The sequence below is a fragment of the Streptomyces sp. BHT-5-2 genome (genome assembly GCF_019774615.1).
GTDB lineage: Bacteria > Actinomycetota > Actinomycetes > Streptomycetales > Streptomycetaceae > Streptomyces.
Genome location: NZ_CP081497.1, coordinates 224984 through 241971 on the forward strand (window position 1 = coordinate 224984; position 16988 = coordinate 241971).

Consider the following 16988-nt stretch of genomic DNA (forward strand, 5'->3'; position numbering starts at 1 on the left):
AATGTTGATCTAGCGTTTACGTCGCATGTCGCCAGACATGTACATACAGACTCCTATTCGTCTGTATGTCCAGATGTGCCGCCGATTGGCGGCAAGGAGGGGATTGATGTGGGGAAGCGAATAGCCCTCAAGGCTGCAGGTCTTACTCTCGGAACCATGGCGCTGATCGGCTCCGCGCCGGCGTTCGCGTTCACTGCGACGACTGCCGGGTCGAAGCTCACGACCCAGAGCAATGAGTCGCACCGTTACGCCCGCGTGTACGACACGTCGGCTGACAGCCGTTCCGCCAAGGGTGAGTACAACCGTCAGGCCAGCCCTGGCGAGACCCGCAACCTGTGGAACAGCAGCGGCAGCGGCACGGTCGTCAAGAGCGGCGACGGCAGCAAGATCATTCGCGGGCGTGCCTGCCGTCAGGAGCAGTGGTCTCCCGACAGCTGCGGCGCCTGGAAGGCGAACTAAGTCTGTCCGCCAGGCGCGCCTTTGTCCGCATGGGATGCGCCGGGCAGAATCTGACGAACTATGGCGGGTCGGTGGTTACCACCGACCCGCCATCGCCGTATGGAAACTTCCGGGGGAAACCTGGGGCTGACACGGCGGATGCCAGTGAATTGCGAGAGTTGAAGGACGTGTCCGTGGGAGCAGACGGAGCGGTGCTTGCCGCCGAGGGCGTGCACTACAGCGTCGCGGGACGCACCCTGTTGGATGGACTTGACCTGTCCCTGGGGGCAGGTGAGTCGGTGGCGGTGACCGGGCCGAGTGGCAGCGGCAAGAGCACTCTGCTGATGTGCTTGTTGGGCTTGGTCGCACCTCAGCGGGGTGCGATACGCATCGCGGGGACCGACATCACGAGGTTGCGGGAGCGTGGGCTCGCCCGCCACCGCCGCAACCATGTCGGCATGGTGTTCCAGTTCGGTGAACTCCTACCGGAGCTCACCCCGTTGGAGAACACCGCGATGGCAGCCCTGCTGTCAGGCGTGGCGCAGAAGGAGGCGTATGCCCGGGCTGAGGAGCTGCTGACCGAGCTCAAGGTGCCCTACGAGAAGACGCCCACAGGCGAGTTGTCCGGAGGTGAACGGCAGCGCACGGCCGTGGCTCGGGCGCTGATCAATCAGCCGGCCCTTGTGCTCGCCGACGAACCCACCGGCGCGCTGGACAGCGAGACCCGTGACGAGGTCGCCCGCATGCTCTTCTCCGTTCCGCAACGCTGGGGTTGCGGTCTCCTCGTTGTCACGCATGACGGAACCATTGCCAACCGTGCGGACCGCCATGTTGGTCTCAAAGCAGGAAAGTTGAGCGAGAACCACGACAAGGGAACAGGGGACGGCCAGTGAGGACCTCACCCCTGTGGAGGCAGATGCTGGCCGTCGGGCGGGCGGCAGCCGTCAGGTCGGAGGGAAGCCGTCTTCGGTTCGTGGCTCTGCTGTGCGCTACGGCCGCGCTGGCGTTGGGCGCCGTATCGCTCGTCGCGGGCCTGGCCACCTATGACGGACGTGACGAACGCGGCGCCGCCCGTGCGCCACGCTTCGTAGGAGAGAGCGCAAAAGCGGGTAAGGAGGCAACCGCGCAGTGGCGAGAGTCCTTCGACACCGCCGGCGGCCTTCAACACGACGTCATCCTCATCGAGCCCCTCGTCGACGGCGCCCCGCTCCCGCCGGGAGTCAAAGCGTGGCCGTCGCCCGGTGAGGCGGTGCTCTCTCCCGCACTGCGAACGGCGCTCGCCGGCGAGGGGGCGTTGGACCGGTACGGGCGGGTGGCCGGTGAAGTGGCGGAATCGGGCCTGGAGGTCCCGGGCGAACGTCTGGCATACGTAAGGCCCGCACCAGGCACGTCGAATCCGGAGAGCATGCTGAAGATTGCCGGGTACGGCACGGACACCCGTGCGTCCATGGGCGATCAGGTCCGCGTCCAGACACTGTCCGCGTACACCCCCACGGTCGTGGGGCTGCTGATGCTGCCGGCCGCCGCGCTCACGGTCATCGCGGCACGCTCGGGGGCAGCTGGACGGGACCGCCGCACCGCACTTCTGCGCGCGCTCGGTGCAGGGACAAGGGCGCGGGCGCTGGTCAACGTAGGAGAAGCGATCGTCCCGGTGACGATCGGGGCGGCGGCGGTCGCGGCGCTGACCGGATGGGCCATGACCACCAACCTTCAGGTTCCCTTCGTCGAGTTCACCGTCTCCGCAGCGGATGTACGACGATGGGCTCCCGCGCTTTTCGGAGCGATTCTCGCCGCGGCAGTGGTCGTGATCTGTACCGTGACGGCCTTGCACCGAGTGAACAAGGCCAGCAACTCCACTCGGCCGAAGGGTGGCGCGCGCAACAGTGCACGCTGGGCTCTCTGGCTCTGCCCCGTCCTCCTGCTCGTGGCGGTTCGCGGATCGGAACTCGTCGGCGGTGTGGAATCGAACCCCACGATTTTCCTCGCCGTCTACACCCTCGGCGTCATCGGCACCCTGGCGACACTGCCTGCCGTGATCGCCGCGGCGGTCGCGGGGGTCGGGCGGCTGCTCGTGCGCTACGGCAACCGGCGCGGCAGTCCCAGCGCCGTCATCGCCGGGCGATGGAACACCTCCCACCCCGGCGTCACGACCCGGATGGTCGCCAGCATCGTCATCGCGATCGGACTGGTCACCCAGGTCCAGCTCTGGTCGAGCCGCCTGACCGGACCCATGATGGAGGCCCGCACCACGTTCACACGGGTCGGTGAGAGCGCTCTGACCGTGTCGTCCCTGTCCCGAACGGCCCAGGCGCCGGTGGACGCCTTCCTGCGAAGCCTCCCCAGCGGTGTGCACGCACTGGGCACGTACACCGATGCGGACGGCAACGTCGCTCTGCAAGGCGACTGTTCAGCACTGAAGGCCCTCAACACCCCATGTCTTACGACATCGGAACGCCCGACCGAGCCCCGGCTCCAGGAATTCGCCGCCTGGAACGGCACCGGAGACGGCAAGGTCACGCTGCGCCCAGGCCCCGTCGCGACGGATAGACAGGCCCCGGAGAACATCGTCCTGGTCAGCGACCGGCCCGGCGACCTTCCCGTATCCGCCGTCAAGAAAGCCGCCTTCCAGCACTTCCTCGGCCCCCAGGTCGACTCGCTGGGCAGCTCCTGGCTGGTCGGTGCCCGCCAACTGGAAAAAACCTCACTGTGGGTGCTGCTCCTGGGACTGGCCGGCGTTGTCCTGCTCGCACTGGCCGCCGCGCTCAACAACCTCGGCGACTTCCTGCGATTCAGCCGGACACTGGCACCCTTGAGCGTGCTGACCAGCCGCCGGACTGTCTTCTTCGGCACCGCGCTGTGGTCGGTTCTGCTGCCTATGGCAACGGCCGGCCTGGTCGGCACGGCCGCCGCGGTCTGGTTGGGAACGCCGATGACGCGCCCCGGCGGCGGCGCAACGCTCTCCTGGCCCGTACTCACGGCCACCCTGGCGATGGTCGAGGCCATGGCGCTCACCTGCTGGTGGTGGGGAGCCTCGACCGCCAGCAGCGGGGCCGCACGCTGGCGCCCCAAAGCGGACTGACAAGCGCGCCTCCACGGTTCTGAAGACCGGAGCCGCCGCTGCGGCTTCCGGGACCGCGAGGGCGCCTTTATGTGCGCATCGAATGTTCGCGGACACTCCCTGATGAGGGTACGCAACGCGGGGGTTTGGGGCGTAAAGCAAGGCCGCCCCCGCCTGATCGGCGTGGGGCGGCCTTCTGCGGTTCGGTCAGACCTGGATGAGGCGATTCGAGAGGTCGAGGGCGGCGGTTGCGACCGCGAGAGCGGCACAGAGGCCCAGTACCTCGTGGACGGTCGGGCGGACCAGAATTGGCCAGTCGTCCGGGGCGGCAGGCCAGGAGGCGAGGTGTACCTCGGTGGTGGCCAGGCCCAGGTGAGCGGTGACGTTCCAGCCTGCGAGGGAGGCGGGCCCCCAGTGAAGGCGAACGCGGCCAAGGGGGAGTCTCGGGGTTTCGGCGGCGAGCCAGGTGACATCGAGCGGTCCGTCGGGCAGGGCAGAGACGCGCTCAACCAGTACACCGCGCACGTTGCTCGGCATAGGGCGTGCGGCGAGGCTGTGCAGTGGAAGGACGTGTGAAGGGTGGGCTGGCGACGAGATAGGGGCCTCCGGGGTGTATCGGTGGGACGGGTCAGGTCCAGGCGAGGGCGTTGCTGACCGCCACCGGGAGGTAGTCCTCTTGGCCGTCGTCGGCGATGAACGCCTTGCCGTCCCGGACGACAACCTCGGCCCCCAAGTAGTGGGTGAAGGGGAAGTCGGGGTTGATAGCGAGGCGGATCGGCAGGTTGGGCTCAAGGGCCTGTAGCTGGCGGAGCAGGTGGCCGACGGTCAGGTTGCGGGGCACAGGAACCTCCGGGGAGCAGGACGGTGTGGGAAGGGCGGCAGAACGTCAACACGTCAGCGCATGTTGGAAGGGGGTACGTTGCAAAGCAAGGGCGAGGCGGAGGCGCTGGCGGGCTGGTGCTGGGCGAGGTGCCGCTTGCGGCTCTCGTTGACGTAGCCCTTGCCGGAATGCTTCATCTCCCAGTTGCCGCATGAGCAGATGGCCTGTGTGTATGCGCGACCGGGGCAGTCCGGATGGAGCGGCTTACCAGAGCTGGTGTGCTTGTGGTCCACTGGGCAGTCGGTGTGGTCGGCGTGGTGGTTGGTGAGCGGAGCGCGGAACGACATGGTGGATTCCTTGTAGATGGGGGCGGTAGCCGTTTGGGAGGGGCGGCGGGCCTCGGGTGTGCGCGGTCATTCGGCGAAGTCGCGCTGCCACCGGTGTTGTTCGGCAGGGCGGGCGGCTCGGCGGCGGAGGGTCTTGGCGCGATCGCCGTACTGACCGGGTAGGTAGAAGCAGGTGCAGCGTCGGGCGTACGCGCACTTACGGCGGTAGCCGGGTCGAGTGGCCAAGAGCATGCGCGCGGTCGGAAACTCCCGCTTGGCTGGTGCCGTTCGGAACAGGCGGTGTGGAGGTGCGGTTAGCGGTGGGCGACGAGGGCGGCGATGAATCCGGCAACGGCCTCGGCGGGAGTGTGGAGGCCGAACTCCTGAACCCACGGGTCGCCTTCGGTGGGCTGTACCCGGACCTGCCAGACGACGTCTCGCTCCCAGGCGGCGGTGTCCTCGGGCAGCCAGCCGACGTAGACATGGCCGTCCGGACTCGTCGCGTGGACGTTGGCCTCCGGGGTGTCAACGGTTGCCCAGCCGAGGGCGTCGAGGAGGTCGAGCACTGGGCCCGCGCAGTGGTCGGAGGAGAGCCAGCGGCGGCCTTCCACGGCGGGCGGACGACGGCAGGCAGGAGAGCGGCAGAGACGTTCATGGCCGGACGATCCCTTCGTTGACCTGCGGTTTTCCCAACACCCGTACGTTGACATGCAGTGTGCCGAAGTACGTAGTCCTTCCCCGGGAAGTGGCGTCTGCCGTGGGCGAACTGGCAGCCGGCAACAGAGCAGCCGTAGCCCGGGAATGGATCGGCGGACGCGGTTGTCCTAATTGGGTTGCGGCAACGGGCCGCAGGGGACCGAAGGGGGAACAGGGGTGGCGGAGCTGAGCGGACACTGGGACGGAGCCGGGCTGGAGCGCAAGATCCGCGCCGCCGGGCGGCCGTGGACAGTGGGCGACATCGCGATGGTCGCCGACGGCCAGTGGGCTGTCGGTGCGCAGTCCGACGGACGGCAGGACGAGGGGGTGGCGGTGGAGGACCGGATCGCGGATGGGCGTCGCGTCGAGTTGACGTTGGAGGAACTGGCCCGTGCGGTGGGCTCCCGCATCGGGGACGCCCAGCACGACGAAGGCGACACCGGCGCCGATTGACCGCTCAGCGACGTGGCCCCGGGCTGGCCACCGACGGGCCGACGGAGGCGGAGGGAGCAGGCTGATCGGGCGCCGGGCCCAGAGCGTGTGGCGCGTGCCCGGAGCGGGCGACAGCGGCCTGGGCCAGCCGGACTGCTGGGGCCCGCTCTGCGGTCGCGGAGGCGTCACGCGCTTCGATGACGTGGCTGATGGCCTGCAATGAAGTACGGCTCTCCGCTTGGGCGACGCGAAGGTCCGCTGCTGAGCTGGTGATCCGTTCTAGGTCGTAGAAGGCCGGTACGTGGCCGGGCCGGGTAAGAGCGTGCAGACGGTCCTGGTGCACGGCTACGGCGTTGTCGGTGACGACCAGGGTCGAGCGGATGTGCATGGCTGAGCGCAGGAGCGGGTCGTCGTTGGGACGGCGGACCGCGAGGGATTCCAGAGTTTCGATGGGGCGGCCCCAGGCTTTCTCGATCATGGCTGTGGCCTGGTCGAGCGCGGTGGTGTCGGGCATGGCGGAACTCCTGGCATTCGGAGATGGCGCTTCGGTAAGAGGGGACGCCCCGAAAGGCTTGGAACCGGAGGTCAGCGGCTGCGGCGTGGGGTCGACGGGCTGGCCAGCGGCCTGGCGCCGATTGCGGGTGCGGGATTGCTCGACTGCTTCTGTGCCGAAGGCGCCGTGCGGCTGCGGGCGGCCATGACCCGGAGGTCGGCGGCTGTCTGCGGGAAACGTGTAGCCCGTTGGACGGCCTGGGTGACAGCAGTGCGGCGCACGTCGAGTGGGGTCGGAGCCCGAGGAACCTGGGGGACGGCCGGGCCGACAGGAGTGAGCGTGACCAGTTTTTCCATCTCGCGATCGAGCTGGTGCCGCTCACGCATCACCGGGGCTGGATCGGTCATGGCGGCTGCCGTCGCGGCGATCAGGTGGGACGGGGTGCGGGCTGTGAAGACCGCCTCCGCGCGGGTGCCCCAGCCTGGTGGACCGGCCCACAGCGTGACGGTTTCGTCGTCCCAGCCGGTCAGACGGTTGTCGATCAGGACGCCTGCTTGTCCGTCAGGGGCGATGATCTCGACGGTGCCGCGCTCGGCCCCGCCGTCGCGTGTCCAGCCAGCATCGGTCAGTGGCCGGACGGCGTCGGCCCAGTACAACGACGGGTTCGCCAGAAAGCGCGCGTTGTCGTCGTAGGCGTCGGCTTCGGCGTAGTCGTGGGCCAGAGCTGTGGTGAGACCGGCGACGATCTCGGCCGGGGTGACATGGTTGAAGGTCGCCGTCCAACTCGGTACGGAGACGGCGTCCCCGGCTGCGGTGATCTTCCACAGCTCGAAGTCGTCGCCGAACCAGCCGATACGAATCCTCTGGTCGGGCGAGGCGACGAGGAGCTGGCAGGGGCCCTCGTCGAGGTAGTGGTGCGGCCAGTGAGCGACGGGGGCGAATCCGGCGTCGCCGGTCCCGTTGGAGCCGGCCAGGTACCTGGGGCTGACCAGTACCTCTTGGTACTGCTGAGTGCTCATAGTCGAGGCTCCGAGCGCGTGGGAGGGGAACGCGCCCGCGTGCGCAGCGGAACAGGCTGCTCGGCGGCACGCGGGCGCCGTGACGATGGGGAGACGCGGCTGACTCTCAGTGCCACCGCGATCACCGGCCCCGAGAGGGGGCCGACTGGGCGGTGACGGCTGATGGCACCCGCGGTTGTGGCTGGGGCGCGTGGCTGAACAGGGCACTCGGCACGGTGGTGCTCCGGCGCAGGGCCGCTGTGGTTCGGATGCTGTCCGACGCCAGCGAGACGCCGGTGTGGGTACGGGTGGCCGAGGCGACGGGGACCGGGGGCGCCGAGTGCTCCCGCGTGGCGACGGGATTACTCCAGTGCTCGACGGCTGCGTAGACGGGGCCCAGTGCCCGCCCGGCGTCGGTCAGGACGTAGGGGTCGCCGTGGCGCGGCCCGGTACGGGCCACCAGGCCATCGGTCTGAAGCCGGTTGAGCCGCTGCCGGGTGTAGCTGTTGTCCAGGCCGGCCTCCTTGGCGATGTGGACGAACCGCATGGGGCCGCCCGCGTCGAGAACCTGGATCACGGCGGTCGAATGCCGCAGGTGCAGACGGCGCACAGCGTCCTCGACGCGTTCGGCACCGGCTACCTGGCCGAGCGACAGGTTGGTCTGGGACCACTCCGAAAGGGCACGGTGCACCCGAGACAGCGATTCGCCGGATGCGGTGAGCTGGTACGGAGCCCTGTGGCGATCGTCGGCTCGGGTGACCAGCCCATCAGAGTGCATCTGGGCCAGCCGCTTCCCGATGAACTGCTCGCTGACGAAGGGGAGCCGGGCGGCAACCTCACGCACGCGCATGGGGCGGCCCTGCTGCGCCAGGGTCTGCGCCGTCCAGGTGGTCCATTTCGGTGCTATCAGGGAAAGCGCGTCCTCGACGCGCTGGGCATCGACCGAACCGATGGAGGTGAGGGAGGGCTGCACGGTGGTGGACATGGGACGAACTCCGTTGGAGACAAGGGGCTTTGTGGATATGTGGTGAGGTCGAGCGGTCAGCGGGAGGAGCTCTCCGCTCGGAGCCGCTGGAGCACCGCGCCGAGGCGGCGGTTGCTGGCGCGGATGCCGCGGTCGCGCAGGCCCCGGCGCAGCGCCTCGCGGTTGAGGCGCTGCAGGCCGGCGGCGACCTCGCGGGCGATGGCCAAAAGGTCCTGATCGTCAGCAGCAGGAACCCCTCGATGGGCCGAGGGCCGCTGAGCAGAAGGGCGGTCCAGCAGGAGGCGGACATCCAGCAGGTCCCAGACCGCTTCGGCTTCGGTCTGCTCCTGGCGTTCGAGGTCGACGACTTCGGTTGCGTACAGCACCACGAGATCGTTGAGGGCGTGTTCGCCGGATCGGCACCGCTGCCAGGCCGCATCAAGGTTGCGGCGGGCAGATCGGGCATTGGCGCCGGTCTGGGCGAGGCCGCCGAGCCGTCGCAGCAGGATGGGCAGGACAGGGTCATCAGAGCGACCGGAGGCGTTGCCCCGCCGAAGTTCCTCCAAAGGACGGCCGTACCGGTGCTCGACAAGGCGGCGGGTGTAGATCGCGGTGGACATCAGGGAGGTCCTTTCTGAGGGAATCAACGGGAACGGGAAGGCTGGGTGGCCACACTTGTTGCGGGTGCGGCAGATGGAACGGCGGTGTCGCCTGACATCGCCGCAGAGTTGCTGCGGCTGAGGGCGGCGGAACTCCTCGGCGACCAGGTGCGCGCCGGGCCGTTTGGCCGGGTCGTGGGGATTCATTCGGCCGCCTCCATCCGAGCGAGCAGCGAACGGACCAGAGTGGGCAGGCTGTCTGGGCCGTCGCCGGCCCAGACGTGATCGGTCGCCTCGCCGAGGACGTACGCGGCGTCTTCGAGGAGACCGTTGGAAATCTCCATGCAGGCATCGGTGATCTGGGAGGCTGCGAGCAGGGACTCGGAGAGCACCTCGACGTACTCGCCTGGTGCGAGACCGGCGGCCTCGGCCGCAGTACGGATCGCCGCCAACTCCAAGGCGCTGAAGGCAAAGTCGAACTCGCTGTCCTGCTTCACGCTTGCCCGCGCGGCGAAAGCCGGGTCCGGCGGTTCCGTGGGGATGCCCACACGCGTGCAGATCTGATCGACCGAGGTGGTCAGTTCGGCGACGGACTCGGTGAGCCATCCCAGTGCGGAGGCGTAGGAGGCAAGGGTGAACAGACCCGCCGGCGTCGCAGGGAGCGGCTCGTTGGCTACGAAGCCTTCGAGGCGGCCGTTCAGTTCGCAGACCACCCGGGGCCCGGCTGAGAGCGCTCCAAGCACGGGGTGCAGGTAGGAGCGGCTGGCGGCCGTCGGGTACTCGGCAGTGAGGATCCCGGAGACACTCTGCGCGGCATCGGTGAGGAGGGTCGCCAGTTCGGTACGGGCCAGAGGGGTGCGGTTGGTGGTCATCGCTGGGGAGTCTTTCGGGAAGCGGCGGTAGTGGGCTGTGCTGTTGCTGGAGGAACTGCTGGGGCAGTTGTCGGCTGATCGACCGCACGGGGAGAGCGGGATCGAGCGGCGTGCACGCGCGCTTCGGCGGCAGAGGCTGTCTCGGTGTCCTGGCGGGGGCCGGTGCGCAGGTGTGCCGTGCGGTAGACCTCGTAGTCCTTCCGGCTACCGGCGGCGACGAGATAGATCTCGCGCTTGTGGTGCGAGGCGGCCGGGGCTGGACGGAACTGGATGACCATCCGGTAGGAGACGGACGGGTCGACGTAGACCTTGTGGAAGCCCGCGAGGCGGCCCTTCAGCGGCAGGCAGTCATCGCTACCGTGGACCAGGTTCTGCAGCTCCAGGAGCGCCAAGTCACGTATCTCGTCGGGAAGTTCTCGCAGATCCGCGATGGCGTCGGGGTGTGCGGCGAAGGCGAAGCGGGCGCGGCTCACACCGACCTCCCAAGGCTCGGTCGCTGGGTCGTGCCCGCCGACGGCGTGCTGTGGGCATCGAGGCCGGCCTTCGGTATCGCGGAGACGCCGGCCGACCGGGTGAGGGCGGCGCGGGCCCGGATGGCGGCGGCGTCACCGAGGTGGGCCGGTGGCCGCGGTAGCGGGCTGCTGCGGTCGTCCAGCCACTGCCGGGCGGCGTCCTCGTCGGCGAAGGCGCCCTCGCGCATCGTGTACGTGTGGGAGTCGAAGTCCCCCTCTTCGAGGAAGACGCGAATCGGTGCCTGAGCGGCGATGGAGTCGCGGGTCAACGTCCACGTCTCGCACGGGTCGAAGTCCGAGGTATAGCTGTCGAGAACCTTGTAACGGTTGCCCGACGTGCGGAGCCTCTGCTCGATCCGCGTGGTGAGATCGTCGGCGGGCTTCATGAAGCCGTCGTCGATCTGGGAGATCCGCTCGGACGGACAACCACGCTCAATCAGCCAGTTCTGAGCCAAGGACACGGTCGGGTGATAGGCCGACTCGAACGTGAAGGTGTTCTGGTTGAGATCCCGCACGACCTTGATCGCCTGGATCTGAGGTTCGCCAGGCACACCCCAGGTGACCGAGCGGTCGTGTGCGAGGACGAAGCTGTCGGAGCCGTTGGGGGCGGTGTGGTGCTCGGCCAGGACGGTGAGGTCACCGGCCCAGAACCGCTGCTCCGCGTACTCAGAGTCCGCGTCGGCGGGCTCGAAGTCATCAAGGTGGAAGTCGAGTTCGTCGTTCATGCCGCCAGCCCCAAATGCTCGGAGGCGGGGGTGGCCAGCACGCGATGGTTGGGCCGCGTCGGGCTCGTCGTGCATGCTGCGAAGGGGCCGTCGGGAGCGCGGAGATGAACCAGCGCCTGGTCCAGGTGGTCGCGGTGCCACGTCGAAGGACCCGACAGGCCGGCCTCGGTATCGGTGAGTTGCTGCCACGCGAGCCAGAGAGCGTGCAGTCGGGCGACGGCCTCGGGGTGTTCATGCCACTGTGTGCACCATGGGCGAGTCGTGCTGATCTCTCGGCCGTACACCGGGAGGAAGAGGTAGTTCACCCAGTCGCTGAGCGCGGCCAGTTCGACGGCGTATGCCTCACCGCCCAAGGCGAGGATGAACACCGAGGTGGGGCCATCTTCCTGCGCGGAGTCGGCCGCCTCTGCGGTCGGGACGTTGTCGGTCGGCTGGGGTGCGGCGGGGGTGGCAGTGGGCTCGGAGCCCAGACGGTCGAGGATGACGCCGTGCTGCCTGACCTCTGCCATCGTCTTGGCGAGGGTGCTGGCGAGGTCGTCGAGGTCCTCGTCGGGGACGCGGAACGGTCCAGGGTCGGGGGCGGTCTTGTTGGTGTTGGGCATGAGGGTGTGCTCCATCTATGGGACGGCGACATGGGGAAGAGGATCCGGAGAATCCGCGGTTTGGTCCGGCCGGAGAAATTCGGTAGTGAGGCGCTACGCCGTCGTGCAGCGAGGGCATTACGGGAAGGGAGTGCCTGCAACTCCGGTACGCAGCTGACCTGTTGAGGAATTCGAAGAGAGCGAGCGACGCGCAGGAGAGGGGTCAGCCGTGGCTGCGTGAAGGCGGTCGCGCGGCGGCCGGGCTGGGCACAGAGCTGGGCCGGGCGGAGGGCGGCGAGACGGGGCGCGGCGTGCTGCGGGCGAGGGCGGCGTGCACCTGCGCAGGGGGAGGCCCGTTCGGCGAAGGAACCGGGGCCGTCGGCGGCGGAGCGGGACGGCCGTTCGCGGACTGCCAGCGGGTACGCACTTCATCGAGTGGACCGAGCGCGTGGAGGGCGTGATTGATGAGCCGCCCGGGTGCCAGTGCCTCGTTCTCCGCCAAGGACCGGATGGCACGCGCAGAGGTTGCCGCGGTGCGGGTGACCGAGGAGCGCAACACCACCTCGCCGAGCCATTCCGCGCTGCCAGGACCCACGCCGTCGCAGATGGCGGTGAGCTGGTCGCCGGACAGTGTGCCGTCGGCCAGCAGGCCACGGCGCTGGGCCTCCCAGAGCAGGGTGATCCGGTCAATGGGCTCGCCCCGGTGGTGCAGCGCGCCGAGGCAGCGGTAGAGCTGCCCGTGGGCAGGGTCGGCGAAGTCGCCTGGCCGTAGCCAGCCGACTACCTCGTCCATGGCCTTCGGCTGCTCAGCGAGGACGGCCAGAAGGAACCGCTCGTCCTCGGCGACCCGAACCGGCGGAGGCGCGACCGGGGCGGTGGCTGGCAAAGCAGCAGGCGCGACCGGGCGCGGTTCGGTTCCCCACCGCTGTGCGAGATCGCTGAGCACTCCGGTCAGAACGTCCGCGTAGTGCAGCGCTCCCTCGACTCCGCCCTGCAGTGCGTCGGCACGAGCTGCTTGGTGAAGACGGATCGCGTGTTCCGTGATGCTGCGATGGATCGCGCCCTCCAGCACCATGCGGCCGTACACCGGAGCGTGCGCGGGACGCGGGCAGGCCGAGACCAGGGTGTGGGCGTACGTCACAGTCAGACCCCGAACATGGAGGCTGGCCTCGTCGACGGCGTCGGTCACCCACGACAGCGGTACGGACTTCTCGACCAACGCGGGGTGGCCTTCGTTCCGGAGCTTGCGCAACGCGGCGAACAGCGCTTGGTGGACCGGCCGGTAGAAGTGATCCGGCGCGAGCCAGTCAAGATGCGAGAGCTGGCTCGGGTCGAGCAGTACGGAACCGAGTACCGCCTGCTCGGCACCCAGCAGCGGGTTCATCGCTGGCCTCCTGCGTCGGAAGCGGGAGGGTCGCTCTGCCGTTCACGGAGGTCGGCGACCGCTTGGTCGGCAGCGGCCATCGCCTGGGCGAAATCGTCCAGCATGCTGGTGAACGTGGGGTCGGTGGCGACTATCGAGCCGGCCCCGCTGACCAACCGCCACTGACCGTTGTGCAGAACGACCGGCGAGTGCCCGAGCCGCCCGGGACGCGGCGTGGTCGCGCTCATGCCGACAGCCCGAAGTCGTCGCGGTCGGCCTTCGCATTGGCCCGTTCGGTGATGGCCTTCGTCGCACGGGTGGAAGCCGGGCCGACCACCTTTGCGGAGCGCTCCTTGTACCAGGGCCGGAGGTCGAGCATGGCAACCCGGATGCCGGTGGCCAGAAGCAGTGCCTTGCCCTTGGGCAAGGCCCGGATCGCATCGGGTGGCAGGATCCGCTCGGTGCGCATGCTCACCGAGGTGGACTTACCGCCGTCGTTGGTCGACACCGAGGTGGTCTGGACGTCGTGGTCACCGATCTGCCTGCTGAGACGGTCGGCGAAGTCGGCGTCGTCGATGCCACTACCGACGATCTTGATGGTGGCGGCGGACCAGAGGGCGTCCATTCCCGCATCGCCCCAGCACCGCTGGCCCTGCCGGTAGGACTGCAGAATCGTCATGGGGATGACGCCGCGGCTGCCCAAGTGGCTATACAGGTCGGGGAGATCGGAAATCTTGCAGACGTTCGCGGCCTCGTCGAGGACGCACAGGGCAGGCGGGTCGAGTCGTCCGCCGGAGCGCTCGGCGACGACCACGGCCGCGCGCATCACGGCGTCGGCAGCTGCGGCGATGATCGCGCTCGCGCTGCCTCCGCCGTCCTTGCTGAGGAGGTACAAGGTGTCGCGGGACGTGGCGAAGGCGAAGGGCTTGAACTCGGGGAGGTCCTTGTTGGGCGTGACCCAGGCCGCGACGTCGGGGTCGAGCAGGCAGCTCGCGTACTGCCTCGCTGTTTCGAAAATGCCGTCGCGGGTCTCGGTCGCGCCGGAGACGGTGCCCTGGAGCTGGGCGGCGACCGCGTGGTGGCCAGCATCGGTGAGCAGGTCGACCGGGGTCCGGTCGGCGGGGGAGGCGAGCCAGGCAAGGACATCGGTGATCGGACGTCGGTGACTGGCGGCAGCGAGGAACAGTGCCCCGAGGGTGTTGCTCGCGGCGGTGGACCAGAAGTCGGATCCGTTCGAGTCGTCCACGCTGGCGGCGACGAAGTGTCCGGCCAAACGTTTCGCCCCGGCCAGGTCGCGGGCGTCGGCCAGGATGTCCCACCACATCTCGCGCGGGTGGTGGGCGATCTGCTGGGGGTCGAGCGTCCAGATCTTGCCGACCTCGGCGCGAGCGTCCACCGTAGCGGTGAAGGCGTCGTTCGCGGCCTTGTTACTGGTGAGCAGGACAGGGCCGGGCGCCGCGAGAATCGCGGGGATCGCGAGTCCGGAGGTCTTGCCGCTTCGCGGAGCCATGATCGCGACGATCACGTCCTCCCAGGACGCGCGGACGTTGGCCCGCCCCGGGGAGAGGGAGCCGAGCAGGATGCCGCGGTCAGCAGGGGCGACCTCTTTTACACTCCCGGCCGCTCAGAGACGGCCGCAGGCTCCTGGCCTTGGCGGTGATCTCCTTGTCCAGCAGCGGGGCGAGGTCGGCCTTCCGGGCGAGGCCGTTCTTCGGGCCGCCGCGCATCCGCAGCCACAGCACCAGGCCGAGGATGGCAAGGGAGACGGACAGCAGACCGGGGATGATCCGCGCACCGACCAGCAGCGCGATGGGGCTCAGGTGCGGCCACAGCACTTCGGGGTGCAGCAGTGCGTCGGTGGCCCTGAACGAAGACCAAGGCCCGCTGACAAAGAGGGAGTTGGTGATATTGCCGCTCAGCCAGGCCAGCGAACCGAAGGCGAGCGCGATGCCGAGTATGCCGAAGAGGAGGTAGAGGAGCGCGTCCGACCCGGTGGTGGTCGAGGGCGCGCTGGTACGCGGTGCGGGCATGGTGGGTCCTGGTAGTGAGCGCAGGCGAGTGATGGAGGCGGGGCGCGTGGCGCTCTTCTGTTGGTCATCGAGGCAGTTCCTGTTCGGGGAGGAGTTGGCGGCGGGCTATTGGGAGCGGGGGCTCGGGGCCGTTGTGGTGGGCTTCCAGCTAGGGGCCGCGCGGCAGACTGGAGGTGAGAGCGCGTGAAGAGATCATCTGAGTCACCGCGTCCGAGGGCCGGGGGCCTGTGACGGACGTACGGTCACGGCGGCCTCCGCCGCCCCGGCGCCGAAGGCCGAGGAGACCTTGGCCTTTGCCGCTGCAGGCGAGGTGGTGAGAGCAGCGCTTCGGGAGTCGGGGAGCCTTGCCCGGTGCGTCGGTGCCTTGGCCGCGGGCTGCTGCGAGTGGCCGAGACGGCGCAACTTGGCGTCTGAGTCCACGAGTTCCGACTGCGCCGAGCCGACGAACTCCGCAGCGAAGCCGAACTGGTCGGCGAGTTGGTACGCCTCGTCGTCGAGGTCGGTGATCTGTTCGCCTGCTGCCTCCAGTGCTTCCCGGACACGCTCCAGTGCGCCGTGTTCTGGATGAAGGAGGTGGTCGACTGCCCGCCGCAGGTCCTCACCGTTCTCGGCAGACCTGATCTGGTCGGTGAGTTGGAGGAGTTCCGCTCCGGCGGTGTAGGGCCCGAGGGGGTTCGCCGCGGTGGCCGTCCGGGCGGTGTCGAGGGAGGGGTCGAGGTCGACACCGTAGCGGGCGGCGCGGAGCATCTCGGCGGCGTGGGTGGCGATGGCGACCTTGTCGGTGATCGGGGTGGTGGTGGGAAGACGATGGCGTCGGCCGTACCAGTCCTCAATCTGCTGGAAGCCGGCGTGCTTGAGGATCATGGCGGAAAGATCGTCGTTGGCGCCTTGTGCCACGACGCTGCCGCTGAGCTCGGAGGTGATGGTGATCGGAGGGGCAGGCACGTGGGTCTCCTGGTCGCGGGGCTTCGGGTGTGGAGCGGTGGGCAGGTGGCCCAGTTCGGCGGCGAGGCGGCGGCATTCGGTTTGGAGGCGGAAGGCGTCGCGGTAGGCGTTGTGGAGGCTGCCGTCCTCACGAACGAGGGTCGCCACGACGTGCACCTGTCGGGGCTGGTTGCGCAGGGCGATCCACCGGCAGGCGTCCGGATCGCCGTCCGGGGCGATCCCGGTGGCAGCGACCAGGCGGCGGGCGACGGTGGCCCACTGTGAGTCGGTGAGGTCCGGCTGACGAGGGTCGGTGCGGACCGAGCAGATCCATACGGGCCGTTCCGGTGCGCGGCCCCCAAGACGTTCGACCGGTGCATCGAGGGCCTGGGCCAGATAGGGCAGCGAGCCAGCGTCGGCGAGCAGTTCGATCGGGGCTCCGTGGCCGTCGCCCGCGATCAGCCGGGGACTGGTGTGGTTTCCGCGTTCACCCGGTCCGTACAGGTACATGAGCAGGCCGGCAGTGTTGCTGGCACGCTGCAGGTGGGCGATCACGGCGTATACCTCCTCGGGTACGGGGTATCCAGGTCGCCTTGGCAAAGGGAGTCGGTGCCCCGCCTCGGCAGGGCACCGAGCAGTCAGAAGTGGGGGTTTTCGGTGGGCCGGTCGGCCTCCGTAGCGGCCTGGAGCAGCTCGGTGAGGTCATCAGGCTCGGAGGAGCGCTGGTCGATCCACCAGCCGGCGCGGGTGATGGTGCGAGCGGCCTCCTCGATCTCCTCCCACTGCGTCTCGTTGGTTTCGCCTTCGAGGACCAGGGCGGAAAAGGCAGCGGCCAGGACCTGATGGCGACAGCGCACACCCCAGGCGACCGCTCGCTCGGTGCCCTCCAGAGGAGGCATCCGGTACTGCTCCGACCAGGCTTCGGATTCGGCCTGTTCTTCAGCCCGCTTGGCCTCCAGCCAGGCGGCCTTGTCCTGCTCGTCGCCCTCCTTGGCGGCCCGCCAGCAGTCGGTGCACTCCTTCCGGGCGAGCCATTCGGCGAAGCCCGCGCGACGATCGGCCGCCCGGTTGGACAGGTCGCGTTCGGCCTGGTGGCCGCAGGAGTGGGTGATCTGCCAGATGGTCTTCACGGCCATGGGAACTGCTCCTTAAGGGAG

The 16988-nt window shown here is 68.9% G+C and carries 20 protein-coding genes and 1 pseudogene; 4 read left to right on the plus strand and 17 right to left on the minus strand.

What is annotated here, in order from left to right:
• Positions 1–156: 156 nt before the first annotated feature.
• The 3 genes from K2224_RS28880 to K2224_RS28890 all read left to right on the plus strand — a co-directional run bounded on the left by K2224_RS28880 (position 157) and on the right by K2224_RS28890 (position 3517).
• Positions 157–459 carry a hypothetical protein gene (locus K2224_RS28880; protein WP_221910140.1) on the plus strand — a complete coding sequence of 101 codons (303 nt, stop codon included), beginning with the start codon at positions 157–159 and terminating at the stop codon, positions 457–459.
• Positions 460–632: 173 nt separating this feature from the next.
• Entirely contained in the window at positions 633–1331 is a 699-nt protein-coding gene (locus K2224_RS28885) for an ABC transporter ATP-binding protein (RefSeq protein ID WP_260693877.1), read from the plus strand.
• 80 nt (positions 1332–1411) lie between these two features.
• Positions 1412–3517: an FtsX-like permease family protein gene (locus K2224_RS28890; RefSeq protein ID WP_221910141.1), complete on the plus strand. Its 2106-nt coding sequence runs from the start codon at positions 1412–1414 to the stop codon at positions 3515–3517.
• Between the two features lie 186 nt (positions 3518–3703).
• On the opposite strand, the gene K2224_RS28895 is transcribed toward K2224_RS28890, so the two are convergent.
• The 4 genes from K2224_RS28895 to K2224_RS28910 all read right to left on the minus strand — a co-directional run bounded on the left by K2224_RS28895 (position 3704) and on the right by K2224_RS28910 (position 5253).
• Positions 3704–4021 carry an esterase gene (locus K2224_RS28895; protein ID WP_260693542.1) on the minus strand — a complete coding sequence of 106 codons (318 nt, stop codon included), beginning with the start codon at positions 4019–4021 and terminating at the stop codon, positions 3704–3706.
• Between the two features lie 103 nt (positions 4022–4124).
• Positions 4125–4337 (minus strand): hypothetical protein, encoded by a 213-nt coding sequence (locus K2224_RS28900; RefSeq protein WP_221910143.1) that lies wholly within the window; start codon positions 4335–4337, stop codon positions 4125–4127.
• A gap of 53 nt (positions 4338–4390) precedes the next feature.
• Positions 4391–4663, minus strand: coding sequence for a hypothetical protein (locus K2224_RS28905; RefSeq protein WP_221910144.1), 273 nt, complete (start codon positions 4661–4663; stop codon positions 4391–4393).
• 293 nt (positions 4664–4956) lie between these two features.
• Positions 4957–5253 (minus strand): DUF317 domain-containing protein, encoded by a 297-nt coding sequence (locus K2224_RS28910; protein ID WP_260693543.1) that lies wholly within the window; start codon positions 5251–5253, stop codon positions 4957–4959.
• A 262-nt stretch (positions 5254–5515) separates the two neighbouring features.
• On the opposite strand from K2224_RS28910, the gene K2224_RS28915 reads away from it, so the two are divergent.
• Positions 5516–5791, plus strand: a complete 276-nt coding sequence (locus K2224_RS28915; protein WP_221910145.1) for a hypothetical protein — start codon at positions 5516–5518, stop codon at positions 5789–5791.
• Between the two features lie 4 nt (positions 5792–5795).
• Here the strand turns inward: K2224_RS28915 and K2224_RS28920 are convergent, their stop codons facing one another.
• The 13 genes and pseudogenes from K2224_RS28920 to K2224_RS28985 form a co-directional block, all read right to left on the minus strand.
• Positions 5796–6284 (minus strand): hypothetical protein, encoded by a 489-nt coding sequence (locus K2224_RS28920; protein ID WP_221910146.1) that lies wholly within the window; start codon positions 6282–6284, stop codon positions 5796–5798.
• A gap of 71 nt (positions 6285–6355) precedes the next feature.
• On the minus strand, positions 6356–7282 hold the full coding sequence (locus K2224_RS28925; RefSeq protein ID WP_221910147.1) for a DUF317 domain-containing protein: 927 nt from the start codon (positions 7280–7282) through the stop codon (positions 6356–6358).
• A 121-nt stretch (positions 7283–7403) separates the two neighbouring features.
• Entirely contained in the window at positions 7404–8246 is an 843-nt protein-coding gene (locus K2224_RS28930; RefSeq protein WP_221910148.1) for a helix-turn-helix domain-containing protein, read from the minus strand.
• Between the two features lie 56 nt (positions 8247–8302).
• On the minus strand, positions 8303–8845 hold the full coding sequence (locus K2224_RS28935; protein WP_221910149.1) for a hypothetical protein: 543 nt from the start codon (positions 8843–8845) through the stop codon (positions 8303–8305).
• Between the two features lie 182 nt (positions 8846–9027).
• Positions 9028–9696 (minus strand): hypothetical protein, encoded by a 669-nt coding sequence (locus K2224_RS28940; protein ID WP_221910150.1) that lies wholly within the window; start codon positions 9694–9696, stop codon positions 9028–9030.
• On the minus strand, positions 9693–10169 hold the full coding sequence (locus K2224_RS28945; protein WP_221910151.1) for a hypothetical protein: 477 nt from the start codon (positions 10167–10169) through the stop codon (positions 9693–9695). The genes K2224_RS28940 and K2224_RS28945 overlap by 4 nt, the downstream gene beginning before the upstream one ends.
• The gene (locus K2224_RS28950; RefSeq protein ID WP_221910152.1) at positions 10166–10933 is read right to left on the minus strand and encodes a glycosyl hydrolase; all 768 of its coding nucleotides are present in this window, start codon (positions 10931–10933) and stop codon (positions 10166–10168) included. Before K2224_RS28950 ends, K2224_RS28945 begins: the two co-directional genes overlap by 4 nt.
• A complete protein-coding gene (locus K2224_RS28955) occupies positions 10930–11535 on the minus strand; it encodes a DUF4913 domain-containing protein (RefSeq protein ID WP_221910153.1) in 606 nt (201 codons plus the stop codon). The genes K2224_RS28950 and K2224_RS28955 overlap by 4 nt, the downstream gene beginning before the upstream one ends.
• A gap of 202 nt (positions 11536–11737) precedes the next feature.
• Positions 11738–12898: a DnaB-like helicase N-terminal domain-containing protein gene (locus tag K2224_RS28960; protein WP_221910154.1), complete on the minus strand. Its 1161-nt coding sequence runs from the start codon at positions 12896–12898 to the stop codon at positions 11738–11740.
• Positions 12895–13125, minus strand: a complete 231-nt coding sequence (locus tag K2224_RS28965) for a hypothetical protein (RefSeq protein ID WP_221910155.1) — start codon at positions 13123–13125, stop codon at positions 12895–12897. The genes K2224_RS28960 and K2224_RS28965 overlap by 4 nt, the downstream gene beginning before the upstream one ends.
• Positions 13122–14907 (minus strand): annotated as a pseudogene (locus tag K2224_RS28970) (type IV secretory system conjugative DNA transfer family protein). The gene K2224_RS28965 and the pseudogene K2224_RS28970 overlap by 4 nt, the downstream one beginning before the upstream one ends.
• A gap of 201 nt (positions 14908–15108) precedes the next feature.
• Entirely contained in the window at positions 15109–16386 is a 1278-nt protein-coding gene (locus K2224_RS40890; protein WP_260693544.1) for a hypothetical protein, read from the minus strand.
• An 83-nt stretch (positions 16387–16469) separates the two neighbouring features.
• Positions 16470–16967: a hypothetical protein gene (locus K2224_RS28985; protein ID WP_221910158.1), complete on the minus strand. Its 498-nt coding sequence runs from the start codon at positions 16965–16967 to the stop codon at positions 16470–16472.
• Between the last annotated feature and the right edge of the window lie 21 nt (positions 16968–16988).

Coding starts and splice junctions, on each gene's coding strand:
- K2224_RS28880 (WP_221910140.1), top strand. CDS start 157: ATGGCGCTGATCGGCTCCGCGCCGGCGTTCGCGTTCACTGCGACGACT.
- K2224_RS28905 (WP_221910144.1), bottom strand. CDS start 4,663: ATGTCGTTCCGCGCTCCGCTCACCAACCACCACGCCGACCACACCGAC.
- K2224_RS28920 (WP_221910146.1), bottom strand. CDS start 6,284: ATGCCCGACACCACCGCGCTCGACCAGGCCACAGCCATGATCGAGAAA.
- K2224_RS28925 (WP_221910147.1), bottom strand. CDS start 7,282: ATGAGCACTCAGCAGTACCAAGAGGTACTGGTCAGCCCCAGGTACCTG.
- K2224_RS28930 (WP_221910148.1), bottom strand. CDS start 8,246: ATGTCCACCACCGTGCAGCCCTCCCTCACCTCCATCGGTTCGGTCGAT.
- K2224_RS28935 (WP_221910149.1), bottom strand. CDS start 8,845: ATGTCCACCGCGATCTACACCCGCCGCCTTGTCGAGCACCGGTACGGC.
- K2224_RS28940 (WP_221910150.1), bottom strand. CDS start 9,696: ATGACCACCAACCGCACCCCTCTGGCCCGTACCGAACTGGCGACCCTC.
- K2224_RS28950 (WP_221910152.1), bottom strand. CDS start 10,933: ATGAACGACGAACTCGACTTCCACCTTGATGACTTCGAGCCCGCCGAC.
- K2224_RS28955 (WP_221910153.1), bottom strand. CDS start 11,535: ATGCCCAACACCAACAAGACCGCCCCCGACCCTGGACCGTTCCGCGTC.
- K2224_RS28960 (WP_221910154.1), bottom strand. CDS start 12,898: ATGAACCCGCTGCTGGGTGCCGAGCAGGCGGTACTCGGTTCCGTACTG.
- K2224_RS28965 (WP_221910155.1), bottom strand. CDS start 13,125: ATGAGCGCGACCACGCCGCGTCCCGGGCGGCTCGGGCACTCGCCGGTC.
- K2224_RS28985 (WP_221910158.1), bottom strand. CDS start 16,967: ATGGCCGTGAAGACCATCTGGCAGATCACCCACTCCTGCGGCCACCAG.